This is a genomic window from Spirulina sp. 06S082 (genome assembly GCF_034932145.1).
Taxonomy (GTDB): domain Bacteria; phylum Cyanobacteriota; class Cyanobacteriia; order Cyanobacteriales; family Spirulinaceae; genus CCY15215.
Genome location: NZ_JAYGHV010000280.1, coordinates 1 through 15,083 on the forward strand (window position 1 = coordinate 1; position 15,083 = coordinate 15,083).

Here is a 15,083-nt window from a genome sequence, read left to right on the forward strand (position 1 = left end):
CTATCGATTGGAGCATTTTATTTCTGTATTTGTAGTTTTTGCGTTAAGAATATTGCAGGTACTAAAACCGACAACACCATCGACAAGAAGGTTATTTTGTTGTTGAAAGTTCCTAACAGCAAGTTCTGTGGAAAGACCGTAATCGCCATCAATATTAAAGGTATAGTAACCTAATTCTTTGAGTAGTGTTTGCAAGAGAATAACATCAGAACCGCGATCGCCAAGTTTGAGGAGTATGGGTCTAAATAGGGAAGTTTGTACGGATGCAGAATTACTGCGATCGCGAGAACTTCTTCCTTGATTTATAGCATTATTACTGCGATCGCGAGAATTATTTCCTCGATTTATGGGAGTCTGTTGATTTGCTGAAGAGAGATTGCGCTGTCGTGTTGTACTATTGTCTGAGTTTCTTTTATTTTGATTAGATGTTGTTCTATTTTCTGGTTTTGGAGATTGTTCTAAATTGGTGGGTTGGGATAGGGAAGAACGAGAAGGATTGGGTACATTATTGGCTGAATTTGTCGTGTTAGCTTCTTGGGAAATATTGCCCTCATTTGTCGTGTTAGCTTCTTGGGAAATATTGCCCTCTTCGCGATTAGATTCTGTTTTTTTATTGTTCCCATTGTTCAATTTTTTCGCTTGAACATTGTTATTTTCCGAGTTATTTTCCGATTCATCAGAATTGTTTGATTTTGACTCTATTTTTGATTTTTCTGGGTTATCCTTCGTTGTGTCTTTAGGTTTGCGATCGCGAACTTTCTTCTTTTTTGTTTGACTTACAATTATCTCATCCTTCGAGCTAATTCCCTCTGTCTTGCTATCTTTTTCATCTCCGATTAAAAATTTAGTTGTTATTTGGACTGAAGTATAAACGGTTAATAAAGAAGCAAGTAAAAAAGTGGCAAAAATTGAGAGGCGAATCTCTTTTGTTTTTCGTTTCAGTAATAAAAAAATCAGGAAGAGAAAGAGAAAAATAGACAAGAAGACTAAACCCAAGTAATTATTAGTAGAATTAGCAAGGGTGCGAGGCTGAGACTCAGATCGATCTGGAGGTTGTTCTTCTCTAGAATTTTGAGCAATTTTCCAAGATTTTCTCGAAAAAGAAACAATTTTTATCATTGTTATTGATGGTTTAATGCGGCATCTACCTGAGAGAGCAGATGTTCTACAGTAGACGAATTATCTAAGACAACATTAGCAGCAGCAATCTTTTCGGTTAGAGGAATTTGGCTGTCGATGCGCGATCGCGCTTGTTCTGGGGAAATTCCGTCGCGATCGCACAAACGTTGCAGTTGTTGTTCGGGAGAACAGGAAACCACCCAAATACTATTGACAAAATTCGTCATATCTGCTTCAAAGAGAAGGGGAATGACCAATACTGCAATTGTAGCGTTGAGGGTCGCTAATTCTGTAACAAAGCGATCGCGCACGTAGGGATGTATTTGCGCTTCTAACCATTTTCTCTCTTCAGGGTCAGAAAAAACGATTTCCCCCAGTTTTTGACGCTGGAGACAGCGATCGGGAAGCAAAATTCCCTCTCCGTAGCGTTGTGCAATTGTAGTTAGGATAGGAGAATTGCGATCGACGGCTTCTCTAGCGTAAATATCTGCATCCAGAATAGGAAGACCATGTACGCGATCGAGATACTGGGAAACAGTGCTTTTCCCCGTGCTAATTCCTCCCGTTAATCCAATACGATAAATCATTTTTGTTGTACATTATCTAACTGGCTAAATCTTGTTGACGAAAGATTAGCCAAGCGGCGATCGTCAAGAGAATAAGCCAAACTGTAATACAAAAAGCGGCTAAACTCGGATCGAAAAATGCTTTTCTAAATGCTTCTTCCATCCCCTCGGGAATCTCAGAAGGAGAGGGAAGTTTTCGTACTAAGGCTTGGGTAAGTTGAAAGGGTAAATAGCGGGTAAGTTCAGAAAAAGGTTCACCCGAGAAATTTCCGGCAGTTGTTAGAACAGGTTCGACAATAAAAACATACAATAAAGTTATTGTATTAGTTGCCGCAATAGAACGAGTTAAAACGGCAATGGGAAATGCGATCGCAATAAATGGTAACATTGCTAAAAAGACTCGAGGTGCTTGCCAGAAAACACCGCCAATGCCCGCCATTGTTACTTCTCCTCCCATGGGGATGACTAAAGGTAATCCCAAAACTAAACCCAAAACAAGGGCAACCAAAACAAACAAAACCGCGATCGCCGCTAGTGCCGTTAATTTGGCAAATAAAAGTATTGTGCGTCCTACCCCATGACTCAAGTATAAATGTAGGACGCGCCACTGATATTCTGAAGTGGCGATCGCGGCGGTTAAAATTAATAAAGAAAAGCCACCTAAATTCAAGACTAGAGAAAGTGCGAGTTCTCCTCCTGCTGTCCCAGCCAGGACTTCTTTAAAAAAGGCTTTACTTTCTGGAGTCGTAACCAGTTCAAAGGTAAATAATCCCCCTAAGAAAATAAAGAGAAGCAATCCCACCAATAAACCCAAAAAGAATAAAAAGAGAGGTCGTCTTACTGTTTTTTCCAGTTCGATCGCGACTAAATTCCAAAACACAGGCATATTCCTTACAAATAGATAGTTAACAGTTAAGCGCAATAATCCACAATCCACAACTAACAATTTACAGAAAATGATTAAAATCCTACATCTTTCTGATATTCATCTCGGGAGTAGCTTTCCTCATGGTCGTATTAATCCCGAAACGGGTTTAAATACACGATTAGAGGATTTTGTCAAGACATTAGAACATTGTATCGATCGCGCTATTGAGGAAGCAGACTTAGTGCTTTTTGGGGGAGATGCCTTTCCCGATGCTACACCCCCTCCCTACGTCCAGCAAGCCTTTGCGAAACAATTTCAACGTCTTGCAGCTTTCAATATTCCCACGATTTTATTAGTGGGAAATCACGATTTGCATTCTCAAGGGACGGGAGGGGCAAGTTTATCGATTTATCGCACTTTAGCAGTACCGGGGTTTATTGTGGGAGATACTATCGAAACTCACCGCATTCAAACTAAAAATGGCGATATTCAAGTCATTACTTTACCTTGGTTGACGCGATCGACCTTATTAACTCGTCCGGAAACAGAAGGGCTATCAATGGCTGATGTAAATATCATGTTAATCGATCGCTTAAATCCGGTTTTAGAGGGAGAAATTCGCAAACTCGATCCGGAATTACCCACAGTATTATTAGCTCATTTAATGGCAGATCGAGCAAATTTAGGGGCAGAAAGATTTTTAGCAGTGGGGAAAGGATTTACCTTACCGATGTCTTTGTTAATACGAGAAGAATTTGATTATGTCGCCCTCGGCCATGTTCACAAACATCAAAATCTCAATCCTGAAAACAATCCTCCTGTTATTTATCCAGGCAGTATCGAACGAGTTGATTTTAGCGAGGAAAAGGAAGAAAAAGGTTATGTTTTAGTTGATATTAAGAAAGGTAAAGTAAATTGGGAGTTTTGTTCCATTCCTGCCCGTCGATTTTGTACAATTAATGTGGATATTTCTCAAACAGAAAACCCCGAAGAAACCATTTTACAAGCTATTGCTCAAAAAGAGATTCAAGATGCTGTTGTTCGCTTAATTTATAAACTGCGTTCCGATCAAATAGAACAAATTGATTCAGCGACCTTGCAAAAAGCATTAGAAGAAGCACATACTTATACAATTGTTCCAGAATTAACCAGTCAGCTTTCTCGACCCAGATTGCCCGAATTAGGGGCAAATAATAGCCTCGATCCCCTTGATGCCTTAAAAACTTATTTGGGAAATCGTGAAGATTTAAAGGCACTCTCATCGGAAATGTTGGATGCAGCAGAACGTTTATTGAATGGAGAGGAAATTGGCTTTAATGTTGAAGATATAAATAATGTTGAAAAAAAGGTGAGTCAATTAAGTCTATTATCTTGAAAACCTAGTTTCAAAATATCCCCTAAGAAAATCGGGGTAGGTTCTTAACCTTACCCCGATACCTTCACTTTGCACTGCAAACTTTACAAAACTTTATAGCTTCAAAATCTCGAATTTTGAATGCTTGTCAAATTGCTGGTTTAAATGGCTTGATTGCCAATTTCACAAGTTAAAGGACAAGAAGCAAAAGTAGGTTCTTTGGCTTTTGTAGATTCGCCATGCAGCCAACTCAACCAACTGACTTCTTCTGGATGAATGCCTTTAAACGTTAACACGGTGGCACCCAATAAAACTGCCAAAATATTAATGCCAACTGTACTTCCCACAACCAATAACACCGCGCTAACGGGAAGCACTGATTGTAAAATAATAGCCGCTAATACCGCGATCGTTGTCATTAAAACAACAAGGGGAAATCCCACCACTAATAAACAAACAAGTAAAGTAAAGCTCCAGGTTAGAAAACTTTTTGCGATCGCCCAGTAGGTTTTTTCCCAACTCCGTCCTTGTGCTAACACCATTTTCCTTATCCTCCTAGTTTAAATTAAATCGGTTTTGTTAATTTTCAATTTTTCTTTGCGCGTTCATTGATAAGTCAGTATAGATAAATTCTTCAGGAAGATGAAATGTTTGTAATCAAACTTTACATTATTTCTGGAAACGTTATGCTTTCGGATTGTGATTTTGTGAAAATAGAGAACAAGGAAAATTTCTCAAAACCCTATTGTGCTGGGATTTGCACCTATTGAGTTATCTTTATTGAACCGATCGCCCTTTCCGGCATTTCTTTACAAAACTTATAAAATAGAAGTCGATCGTTCATGGTAGCCCTTGACGGCGATCGCCCAGCTAAAAATATTTTTGTTACAGTTCTTTACATAAAATAGTAGTTTTTCTCAGAAAGAAATCGGTTCTACTTGCCAAGTCCCTGCCTTAGCCAAACGAGAGAAAATTTGTGCAGACAAACTGCTTAATTGTTGGCTAAATTCGGGCTTATTTAAGCCTCCAGACCAGAGAATTAAGGCATCTTCCTCGGTACCGGGATAATATTTTTTCCGTCGTCCGGCTTCTTTAAAGCCAAATTTTTGATAGAGTGAGAGGGCGATTTGATTGGAGGCTCTAACCTCTAAGGTTGCTCGTTCTAATTGCCGTTGTACGGCTTTTTCTAACAAGGAATAGAGTAAAAGTTGCCCCAAACCTTGCCCTTGATAGTCGGGATGAATGGCGAGGAGAGTGATGTGTGCTTCCTCCAAAATTGCCCAAAAACAGCCGATCCCGACGATGGTATTATCTTTTCCTTTGCAAGGAAGAGATAGCACTAAAATTTCGCTGTTGGGGCTGTCTAATTCCCTTTGATAGCCCTGCAAACTCCACATTCCTCCTAAACAAAGGCGATCTAGTTCCACTGCGGCCTCGATACCGGCTTGAGTCAGGGGCAATATCTGCAATGTTGAGAAGGTCATATAATTTTTTTAGGGGTTTTGTTATATGCGTCCGCGATCGCGATTGATATCGTAGATTACTTTTTCGATATACCAACGTTCTGATTTTCCTGGATATTTAAGCCTAGCTTGGTCTAATAAGCGTTCTGCTAATTTAGCATCTCCCTGTAAGGCTTTGAGGAGATCGCGATCGATATTACCACCGCGTCTGATTCCCTTGGTTTTGCGAGAGTTTTGCCAGACTTTCCAGATTATGATTGCTAATAAAACCAACAGTACGATCGCGATAGGATTCATGGTAGGATTGGGGAAATTTTCGTCTTTTTTATTTTAAGGGAATTTTGATCTCGAAAAGCAGTTTTTTACGAGTCCTGACGATGAAGGCAATCTTGATATCTCGTTACTCCCGCGATCGCAGCCAGTAAAGCCCATCCGAGGGTATTAATTCGCAAATCGAAGACCGAGACATCTAAAAAATTGAAGCCGATACAGGTGATAAAAGCAACAAAAAAAGTAAAGAGAATAAGGCGATCGCGATCGCCAAAAACAGAATTGCCTAATAATAAAACACCTCGTGCCAAAATCCACCCCACGATCGCGCAAAATAAAAGTGTGGCAATGATTCCTGTTTCCGCAGCTAACATCAGGAAAAGATTGTGGGGATGTCCCAACCAAACATCCGTTGCATCCTTGTCGAGAAAAGAAAAATTCCGCAGTCCCCAACCCAAGAGAGGGCGATCGCGAATCAGATGCCCGCAAAATTGCCATTGCGTCATGCGTAAAAGAGGAATAGGCATATTGGGATACATTTCCCCCGATAGCCGTCCCCAGAAGAAATAAGGGACGATTTGGCGCAATGTTTCCCCTCCCCATGCTGGGGCAAAAGAAGCCCAGGCGATCGTCCCCGCACAAGCCGCAATTCCTAACACTAATAATCGCCAACCGATGTAAAATGCAAAAGCCAAACTACCTAAAATGGCTAACACCCAAGCATTGCGAGATTGGGTGAGAAGAAGAGACAGAGAATTCAGAAAAATTGCCCCCGATAAGAATCCTAAAACTTGTAAAGATTGGCGTTGCTTGTCTTCATTCCACTGTCGAAATACGTCGATCCATAAGCCCAAAGTTAACATTAAAATAACCAAAAGATAAAAAGCAAGGACATTTGCATACATGAAAGCAGAAGACATTCGCCCTTCAGGTTTACCGTAGGGAATGAGAGTCCACCCCGAAAGCGTCGCCCAAAATTCGGGAGTTATCCAGCCAAAAAATATCTGTCCTAAACCGAGAAAACAAATGGGTAGAGAGGAAAAGACTAATAACCAAGCCAGTTTGCGTAATTGGCTGGGGGTTTGAATCAGAAAATGAACCGTACAAAACCAGATAAAATAAGGGAAAAAATTGGCCATTCCCGCTAAGGCTTCCAGGGGGCGATCGGCAAAAACCGTACTGATAAAAAGGAGCAAACTGAGGAGGGCAAAAGCGCGAGTTAAGGGAGATTTGACGATCGCTTTCCCTTCTTTCGGCCAAACCCCGATCGCCGCAGCAGAATAAGGAATAGCGGCTATTCCAGGCAACATGGGTTGCAGAAATGCCCCAATTTGAAAACTATCCCACATCCACAGGTCCCGGAGGTAAGCCAAAGATGAAGACTGTTTGCTCGTTTTTTTCCACATCTTCCTCTCTTCCTCTCCTCCTCTCTTTTTTATCCTAAGCCCAACACTCCGATCGCGTCAGGCGAATTTGTGCCAAGGCAAAGATTGTTGGGATAATGCGGCTGTAGTTAGTGGCGATCGCCCGCCAACCGAGATCGGCGAAAAAACTTGCCCAGAGGATGGGACCGAGGAAAGCAAAGGCGGTTTTTACGGCCCCCTGTCGTGCCACAGCAACCGCCATGCCGCGTTTTGCGGTTTGTAGGGCTAAATGGTGTTGCAGTTTGCTGGCGGCGATCGCGCCTCCTTGGACGAGGGTAGCGCGGGCGGCTTGGTAACGGGCAAAATGCAGGGCAAATTGCTTGGCGATCTGTTGCAAAATTAGGGATTGTACCACGGAATTTACGGCGATAACGCCACTGCCTTTGAGGAGAATGGTCACGGGATCGTTTTGCAATTTTAAGGGCAGGGGACGGGCAAGATCGGCATTAGCGAGGGACTTCTGGACGCGATCGCTCAAATCTTTCTTTTCTGAAGCGGGAAGACCCTGCCAAATTTTGCCCATTAAGTGTAAAAACACTTCCGCTTCGAGATCCACGACGCTCATTTCTTGGGAGTAGGGCATTTTGAGATAATGGCAAACCCGCAGCAAAACTTGGCGATAGGAGATATTTTGGCTTTGCCCTTTTAATACAGTCAAGCCATCAGCAGCGAGAAAGCGAAATCTTTGTTCAATGGAGTCTAGCCAAGAAATGCGATCGCGGCTTTGTACTTCTAGCACATCGGGCATTCGCAAGTAATCGATGGGGTTCAAACGGCGACAGAAAAGGATATTGGTGAGTTGTTGCAGTTCTTCTTCGTTAGCGAGTTCTAGGGCTTCTCTGAGTTCGTCCAATGGTTTAACCTCCAAAACGATTTATTTTTCCCGACGATCCCGAGTTGAGTTTTTCCATTCTACTATGCTCGTGGGAGTTAGGCGTTTATCCTCTCAGAGTACAGTTAGCGGACGCGATCGGCGTGCAATTCTTGGTAAGGGAAGCATTCAGCTAAAAGCGTTGGTGTTTGGGTGGACTGGAAAGGGTATAAATTTGGGTTTCTCGGGCGATCGCCTCGCGAATATAACGAGGTAATTGTGCTGCTCCTAACCAGGAAACTCCATCAAATTCTCGTAATTTTCCTGTTATTTGTTCTGCGATCGTTTTATCGATCGCCTTCGGATCGGGATGGGTATTGATGGGGCGATCGGCGGCCATAATAAATCCCCAATTAGAAAAGAAGCTAGGAATAAAATAAGTATAGGATTCAACATCAGAAAACAGAGATTTCACAGTGTTAAACAAACGAGCGTGTACGGGAAGATAAGGAAAATCTACCGAGCCAGCCTGCATAACAAAACACCCTCCCGGATTGAGATGGCGACGAACTTTCTGGAAATATTCTTGCGTGAATAGCTGAAAAGAGGGACCTTCTTCAATGGGGTCAGATAAGTCGGAGACGATCGCATCAAAAGTTTCCTGAGTTTCCTCGAGAAATGCCATAGCATCACCAATTTTTAAGAGGGTACGGGGATCGTCAAAAGCATTTTGGTGCATTTCTGGTAAGTATTGGCGACAGGCTTCTACGACCTCCCCATCAATATCAACCATCACAACTTGTTCGACACTTTTCCAGCGTAAGACTTCTCGCAAGGTTGCACCTTCTCCTCCTCCTAAAATTAACACGCGCTGGGGTGCTTTTTCGCAGGCTAATAGAGCCGGATGTACCAAAAATTCGTGGTAGAAATGTTCATCTATAGTAGAGGATTGATAGTCACGATCGAGGAGTAATGATTTACCGTAAGAACTACTTTCAACAATATGAACTTGTTGATAAGCTGTTTTCGTAACAAATAAAATTTGATCGATCGCGTGCAAGCAAACATCTCGCTCGGTGATGGGGGTACAAATTTTTAAACCAGTGCTGAAATAGTCTTCAGGCATGAATTTTTAAGTCTATAGAATGTTGATTTACGGTTCAGATTCGTGTCAGATCGCGCAGGAATTAGCAATTAAAAATCGGAGATTGTTTGCTGAAGTCCCGTTAGGATTCCCAATGACTGCAAACGAGAATATGGTGGGGAGAATTTTCTTGGAAGGGCGTACTATCATAATTGCCAAAACAACGATCGACTCTAAAACCATTGTACTTCAAAATTGCTTTGATTTCTTGAGGAAAATAAATACGATGTTCGAGTCGATCTGACACAACCTTTCCATTCGGGAAGTGATAAATTATAATTTCAGAGTAAATTTGTCGCTCAAAATCATATTCTTGATCGAACTTAGTGTCTATCTTTTCTCCAGTGCGAGGATGAACAAATTCACGCAGGTTTTCAACTAAACCCATATTCTCAAAAAACTCGCGCCAAAACTGAGGAGAAAAATAAGGAATATCCAAAATAAGTTTTCCGTTAGATTTGAGATGTGTTTTACAGTTTTTTAGTATAGCTTCTAGGTCGTCTAACTCATGAAAGTAACTGAGAACATAATAGGGAGCAAGAATACAAGCAAATTTTCGCTCTAAATTGAAGGTGCGGGCATCTTCTTGAATCCATTCAACGCGATCGGTTTTTTTTCGAGCCTGCGCTAACATAGACTGGGAAAAATCAACACCAACAACAGAAAATCCCGCCTCCATTAAGGGGATTGAAACCCGCCCTGTACCACAGCCAATTTCAAGTACTGGATCGCCACATTCTTTAACTCGTTCCCGCCAAAATACCCGATCAATTTCTGTTGTGTGGTCTGTATCAAATAGACAAGGTGAAGCGAGATAAGCATCATAAATATCGCCATCATAGAAAATCAAGCGATCGACATCCATTTTTTTCATTTTTTTATTTTCATTCAATTTTGCAATTACAAGCACCGACTTTTTATATCATAATACTTTTCAAAAGTCAACACCTACCCTATTATCTTACTAATCTCTCCATCCCAATTCTGGAGAACTTGACGAGCAATTGTATTTAATCGATCTGATATCTTTTCCTCAACTTCTAAGTTGAAAACTCCTCCAACATATCCCCAAGCATAACTGTCTCCACTTTCCGGAACAAATAGCGTCATGTCGGCGTTAGATTTAAGATTCTCTAGTTTTTGTACCCTCTCTACAATCAGAGGAAACTGATATTTTTCTTGGCATCGATCGCCCAGTTTGGGATACCGAAAAAAGATGTCCCGACAGTAAGTTTTACCCTCTCGAATAGTTTGCACTTCTTTCTGTACGTGCATTATTAAATTTCTGAATGTCATTTGACTATCTATTTTGAGACAAAAAGGGACATGAGAAGCAAAAAAGCCTGCTAATTGTTGGAACTCTTGTTGTATTTTTTCATCCCTGTATCCTAACTCTATATCAAATATTTTTTGATGTATATGAACATAAATTATAAAAATAGATAAAAGAAAATCAGATAAATTTTCTTGGGGATATTGGTTTTCTAAAACATTGAGAACTTCATCAGGTAACGAGCTATGAGTGACGACATACTCTGGGAAATTTTTGTCTAAATTGGAGACATTATTCTGCGTTAAAGCAGTAGGTTGTAGTTGAGTCAATCTTGTTAACCAAAAGTCTTCTTGTTTGAGAGCCTGTTTGTAGCTTTTGGTTAGGCGATCGCCTAATGTTGCATCTAGATCGCTAAACTGATATCCTGCAAATAAGGAAAACTTAGAAATAAATTCAGAAAGCGGTAATATTTCACCATCAATTGTAAAAACTTTGCTTAAAAGAATATCATTGGTTTTCGTCGCAATCTGAAGGGAGTGAGACTGTATCTTAACAATTGTTCCAGGAGGATGACCGGATTTCAAGTTTAAGAGACAAACTTGAGAAACAATGATAAATTCATTCTCAATGACAATTTTAGGTGTACCGACATAATTTTTATAAGAAATATAAGTTAGAGCGCGAATAAAAGTATCAATATCTTCGGCAGAAAGATGCCAAGAAAAAACACACCCCATCGGGGGACGTTTGGAGAAATAATAATATGTTCTCTCTTGCAAATTTTGCTTGGTGGTTGAGATGCGATCGCCGCTTAATTCGGCTAATTCATCAATAAGTTGACGGAAAGATTCAACAGCAGCCCAATCGCATTTTTGGTTTAATGAGTAAGCTGTTTCCGTAGGTGATACTGTACAGGAAACTTGTTTGATAATGTCGCCAGTATCCACTCGCCCACTCATAAAATGCCAGGTTATTCCATGTATCTCTTCACGATTCACAATTGCCCAATATTCTACTTCACAACCTGCATATTTTGGTAAAAGAGAATTATGGTAGTTTATCGCTCCTTTCCGAGGAAGTTTTAATATTTCCTCAGAAAGAATATAGTAATTTTCAATGCTAAACAAATAGTCGAAAGGATGTTGACTTAAAAAGTCGATGATGTCGTCATCGGAAGACGAGCATTCGTTATTGATTGCTAAAAAAGGCAAATTCTGTTCCGATGACCATTTTGCTAACGTACTATCTAAAGAAATAAAACCATGAACTTTATGTCCGCGATCGAGCAGAGACTGTACGCATTTCAAACAAGGTAAAATGGATGCTCCTATGACAAAGCAACTGAGGGGTTGGGGATGATAATCATTGTTTTGTAACTCTGCCATTTTAGAGACTGGTAGAAAGTGTTTAAAGTATTTTACAATGCTTCGAGAGCATGGAATGATGAGATAATTAGATACATCTCTGGTATAATTCCATCAAATAATATAGCAATAGTAAATTAAGTTGTCAAGTTCTTGATTTTTAATGCAGTCTTAATCGATTTGCTTCTGAACGCCGTAATTACAAGTATTATTGCTTTATTCATCTGGTTATTCCCCGAGCAAATCATTGCAATTTATTTAGATAAGTCTAGCACCAACTATACTGAAATTACGAATATATCCATGTCAATTAGGTCAATTCGCGAGACTCCATCAAAAATTTAACCAGAAACGGTAAGATTAATGTTGCATCTGCATGAACTTCGCTAAACATTCCTCGTGTTTCCATTTTTCGCCAAGACATTCCTTCTGAATAACTACATCCTGACAAATGACCATAGTGCATAGGATCGGGACAAATTCGACAGCCATAAGATAATTTTCTTTCGGGTAGGTTAAAATCCTTGTATCCGTTCAGAAGTTCAACTAAAGGAGCCAGATTTTGGATATAGTTTCTTGGCACTCCTCCACCCACTGTAAAAATGCCTGTTTTTTTAACATTAGTCATCATTTCTACTAAATATTGTGTATCGAGTTCGAGATCGAAGACGATACGCGATCGCCCTGTTTGCTCGCACATTCGGTTATAAATATAGATATCATTGCCAATTTCTGAGTCAACAAAAGCAGGTACAATTACAGGAACATTCTGCTCATAAGCTGATTTTAAGATTCCGCGTTGTCCTGAATATTCTTTCGCAAGATGTTCGCCAACTATCTGATGAAAATATCGCGTTCCAATCGGTTTTAGATGAGTATATTCATCGAGAATACGATCTAGTATTGTTTTAATATGCTCTAAGTTATCTTCAGGTTCTAATGTATCTGTCACCCGATTCATCTTTAATTTTGCTAAATTAGCATCATCTTTTTGAGGATTATATTTGAAGTGTTTTAAGCCCACACTTTCAACTAATCCATGAGCCATCAAAGCACCTGTGCTACAAACAGCTTGTACGGCTTTCATATCGATTAAATCGCAAATAATCAATCCCATTTTGGCAATGGTCATTGCACCACTTAATGTCAGAAAAACTAGACAATCTGGATCTTGTATCATGGCGCGTAATGTTTGAGATCCCGAACTGACTTCGGCGGCCAATCCCTCATAATGGGCTAAAATTTTCATGAGGTCGGTGATAGAACTTTTCCGATCGCGCAACCTTTCTTCCAAGGTTATAAAAATGACTGGGAGGAGAAAGTTAGGATCGGAAAAGATAACATTGGGAAAATAGCCATCTGTGGTTTGACCTGGTTTTACCATTGCAAATTGATTCAAAAAAATAGCCTCTTTGGGAGTGCTATAGATATTCTCTGCTACACTTTCTGAATATGCCCCAATAACGATCGCATTTTCGCCTCCAAAAACAGGTCGAGTATAATCCTTTGGTGCAACGATTTTTGTAAACCATTTTCGGGCGCTCATTTCTTGTAATAACTGTCCGAGAGGACTGTCTAAATTCCCGTCATAAATAGCAATCGGGGCTTTATTTGTCACAATCCACTCGTAAATTTTAGTAGTTGTTTCTCCCAGCATCCTCGCCCCAAAGGAGCAATAACTCATGGCTTCAACAATATCACTAACAGAATAACATTTTTGTAAGTTGAGAGGTTCGAGTTCTTTTAAAAAAGAGTCAGTCGTATTCATTTGCATACAAGATTAAATCACACTAAAATAATTTATGAAGAAATTTTCAGGATAAAAGTTGAACTTTTTAACGGTTGAAAGAGTTAGAAATTCTCTTTCCTTTGTTTGAAAATGCCGTGCGATCGCCGCGAAGACCTAAAAACTATACCACAAAACCTTTAACAGCAAACGAAACTGCTCTCGTTTCAGCTTAACTATATACTTTGCAATCTTTGTTTAGATGTCGATATCGGCATCTATTTTTTTATGGGGTGCGATCGCTAGAATTGGAAAAATCGATAATATATTTATGAAATCTAAAACTTTACCGTCTTTTTGGCAATCGTATCGCACTCTGGACTTGAAAATACAAAAACAAGCAAGAAAAGCGTATCATTTGTGGAGACAGAATCCCTTTCACCCTTCCTTACATTTTAAATGTATCGATCGCGAGAAAGGCATCTGGTCTGTTCGTATAACTCGAAAATATCGAGCAATAGGTATTCTTGAAGAAGATACAGTAACTTGGTTTTGGATTGGGAGTCACGACAATTACGAGCAATTTTACTCTTAGCAATCGCTTTTCCAAATTTGCCAATTACAAGCGATCGTAATCCATTGGAGTTGCTTTTCCCTCTGCTATTTCTTGTTTTGCCTGTATTGCAGTACGAATCAATTGAGGTCGAGTTTTTTCCACTAACCGATCCCACTCAAGTTCATCTTGCAAATCAGCCAAATATTCTCGTAAATGAGCGATCGCTTGCTCATGAAGCTCATCTGGCAAAGATTCTAGCATTTTGACGACAGTAGCAATATTTTCTGAGGACATTTTCTACGCCTTGCTTTCAGAGTGACTGGTTTAATTATAGGTCTTTGTGCTGCTTGTCCGGCAATTATCTCAGTACCTGAGAATTTACTAGGATGGACGAATGCGAATGAAACTGCTCTGAATATAGGTGACGGGTACGTCACCCATTTCAATTTCATTTTTCCTTTAGCTTTCCTATGATACATCCTTACGACTTGTTCAAAAACATCCAAACCATCCTGAAGGAATTTGCCGATGCAGAGTTCCAAGAGCGAGTTTGGGTGCGTGGTGAAGGGGAAGAGGTTTCCAACTGGACGGAAGCCATGTGTAAATTATTTGACGATTATCAGTTTGATGATTTTCTAGATAAAAGCTGGCCGAAATTGGGACTTTCCGAACCTATTTCAACAGTTATAATCTATTGGGATCGCTTTTCCCTCGGCTATAAAATGCGATTAAACCAAAATAAGAAAAGGAGAGCCAAAAAGCTCTCCACGACCAGCAAACTTAGAAACGCGATCGCGCTACGCGAATTCGGGTAGAATTTCAGTCATATGTAAGAAGCGAACAGACTGATTGCGAGCGTGAAATGACATAAAACTGCGAGCAGCTTCTACAGGGAAAAGGTTTTTCCATGCTAACCATTCTTTCTGAATAGCGCTCAATTCTAAGGTTAAACTATTGGGAATACTAACACGACAACAATCGATGATGCGGATTGCCTCGCTGAGTAAATATTTCGTTTGTCTATCTTGATTGATATTGGTAATTTGTACTGCGATCGCGGCAAACAGTGAAGCCAAAATTCTCAATTTTTGTTGCCAATTTAAAGACTGTAATTCTAAGTTAGTTGGAAAAGCTGTAATTTGCAT

Annotated in this window: 17 protein-coding genes; 3 read left to right on the plus strand and 14 right to left on the minus strand. The window is 40.1% G+C overall.

The features are described from left to right. The 3 genes from VB714_RS16765 to VB714_RS16775 are packed head-to-tail and all read right to left on the minus strand — an operon-like array spanning nt 1 to nt 2,571. On the minus strand, nt 1-1,119 hold the full coding sequence (locus tag VB714_RS16765) for a peptidoglycan-binding domain-containing protein (RefSeq protein WP_323225786.1): 1,119 nt from the start codon (nt 1,117-1,119) through the stop codon (nt 1-3). A 2-nt stretch (nt 1,120-1,121) separates the two neighbouring features. Beyond that, nucleotides 1,122-1,706, minus strand: coding sequence for a dephospho-CoA kinase (coaE, locus tag VB714_RS16770; protein ID WP_323225787.1), 585 nt, complete (start codon nt 1,704-1,706; stop codon nt 1,122-1,124). 16 nt (nt 1,707-1,722) lie between these two features. Then, nucleotides 1,723-2,571: an ABC transporter permease subunit gene (locus VB714_RS16775; RefSeq protein ID WP_323225788.1), complete on the minus strand. Its 849-nt coding sequence runs from the start codon at nt 2,569-2,571 to the stop codon at nt 1,723-1,725. 70 nt (nt 2,572-2,641) lie between these two features. On the opposite strand from VB714_RS16775, the gene sbcD reads away from it, so the two are divergent. Beyond that, a complete protein-coding gene (gene sbcD, locus VB714_RS16780) occupies nt 2,642-3,928 on the plus strand; it encodes an exonuclease subunit SbcD (RefSeq protein WP_323225789.1) in 1,287 nt (428 codons plus the stop codon). A gap of 140 nt (nt 3,929-4,068) precedes the next feature. On the opposite strand, the gene VB714_RS16785 is transcribed toward sbcD, so the two are convergent. From VB714_RS16785 to VB714_RS16825, 9 genes are all read right to left on the minus strand, one after another. Beyond that, nucleotides 4,069-4,449 carry a hypothetical protein gene (locus VB714_RS16785; RefSeq protein ID WP_323225790.1) on the minus strand — a complete coding sequence of 127 codons (381 nt, stop codon included), beginning with the start codon at nt 4,447-4,449 and terminating at the stop codon, nt 4,069-4,071. Between the two features lie 375 nt (nt 4,450-4,824). Then, nucleotides 4,825-5,391 carry a ribosomal protein S18-alanine N-acetyltransferase gene (gene rimI, locus VB714_RS16790; RefSeq protein ID WP_323225791.1) on the minus strand — a complete coding sequence of 189 codons (567 nt, stop codon included), beginning with the start codon at nt 5,389-5,391 and terminating at the stop codon, nt 4,825-4,827. 21 nt (nt 5,392-5,412) lie between these two features. After that, entirely contained in the window at nt 5,413-5,667 is a 255-nt protein-coding gene (locus VB714_RS16795; RefSeq protein WP_323225792.1) for a hypothetical protein, read from the minus strand. A 65-nt stretch (nt 5,668-5,732) separates the two neighbouring features. After that, the gene (locus VB714_RS16800) at nt 5,733-7,046 is read right to left on the minus strand and encodes an O-antigen ligase family protein (RefSeq protein ID WP_323225793.1); all 1,314 of its coding nucleotides are present in this window, start codon (nt 7,044-7,046) and stop codon (nt 5,733-5,735) included. Between the two features lie 34 nt (nt 7,047-7,080). Next, nucleotides 7,081-7,917, minus strand: a complete 837-nt coding sequence (locus tag VB714_RS16805; protein WP_323225794.1) for a hypothetical protein — start codon at nt 7,915-7,917, stop codon at nt 7,081-7,083. Between the two features lie 151 nt (nt 7,918-8,068). Beyond that, on the minus strand, nt 8,069-9,001 hold the full coding sequence (locus VB714_RS16810) for a fused MFS/spermidine synthase (protein WP_323225795.1): 933 nt from the start codon (nt 8,999-9,001) through the stop codon (nt 8,069-8,071). A gap of 100 nt (nt 9,002-9,101) precedes the next feature. Continuing rightward, nucleotides 9,102-9,893, minus strand: coding sequence for a class I SAM-dependent methyltransferase (locus tag VB714_RS16815; RefSeq protein ID WP_323225796.1), 792 nt, complete (start codon nt 9,891-9,893; stop codon nt 9,102-9,104). A gap of 74 nt (nt 9,894-9,967) precedes the next feature. Then, entirely contained in the window at nt 9,968-11,677 is a 1,710-nt protein-coding gene (locus VB714_RS16820) for a formyltransferase family protein (RefSeq protein ID WP_323225797.1), read from the minus strand. Between the two features lie 289 nt (nt 11,678-11,966). After that, nucleotides 11,967-13,424: a deoxyhypusine synthase family protein gene (locus tag VB714_RS16825; RefSeq protein WP_204102662.1), complete on the minus strand. Its 1,458-nt coding sequence runs from the start codon at nt 13,422-13,424 to the stop codon at nt 11,967-11,969. A 289-nt stretch (nt 13,425-13,713) separates the two neighbouring features. Here VB714_RS16825 and VB714_RS16830 point away from each other — a divergent pair, with 289 nt between their 5' ends. Continuing rightward, complete coding sequence (locus tag VB714_RS16830; RefSeq protein ID WP_204102663.1) at nt 13,714-13,977, plus strand: hypothetical protein; 264 nt, start codon at nt 13,714-13,716, stop codon at nt 13,975-13,977. Nucleotides 13,978-14,001: 24 nt separating this feature from the next. Here the strand turns inward: VB714_RS16830 and VB714_RS16835 are convergent, their stop codons facing one another. Further along, a complete protein-coding gene (locus VB714_RS16835; protein WP_204102664.1) occupies nt 14,002-14,232 on the minus strand; it encodes a hypothetical protein in 231 nt (76 codons plus the stop codon). A gap of 176 nt (nt 14,233-14,408) precedes the next feature. On the opposite strand from VB714_RS16835, the gene VB714_RS16840 reads away from it, so the two are divergent. Then, a complete protein-coding gene (locus tag VB714_RS16840; RefSeq protein WP_323225798.1) occupies nt 14,409-14,753 on the plus strand; it encodes a hypothetical protein in 345 nt (114 codons plus the stop codon). On the opposite strand, the gene VB714_RS16845 is transcribed toward VB714_RS16840, so the two are convergent. Next, on the minus strand, nt 14,736-15,083 hold the full coding sequence (locus tag VB714_RS16845) for a hypothetical protein (protein ID WP_323225799.1): 348 nt from the start codon (nt 15,081-15,083) through the stop codon (nt 14,736-14,738). The two genes, VB714_RS16840 and VB714_RS16845, sit on opposite strands and share 18 nt — an antisense overlap.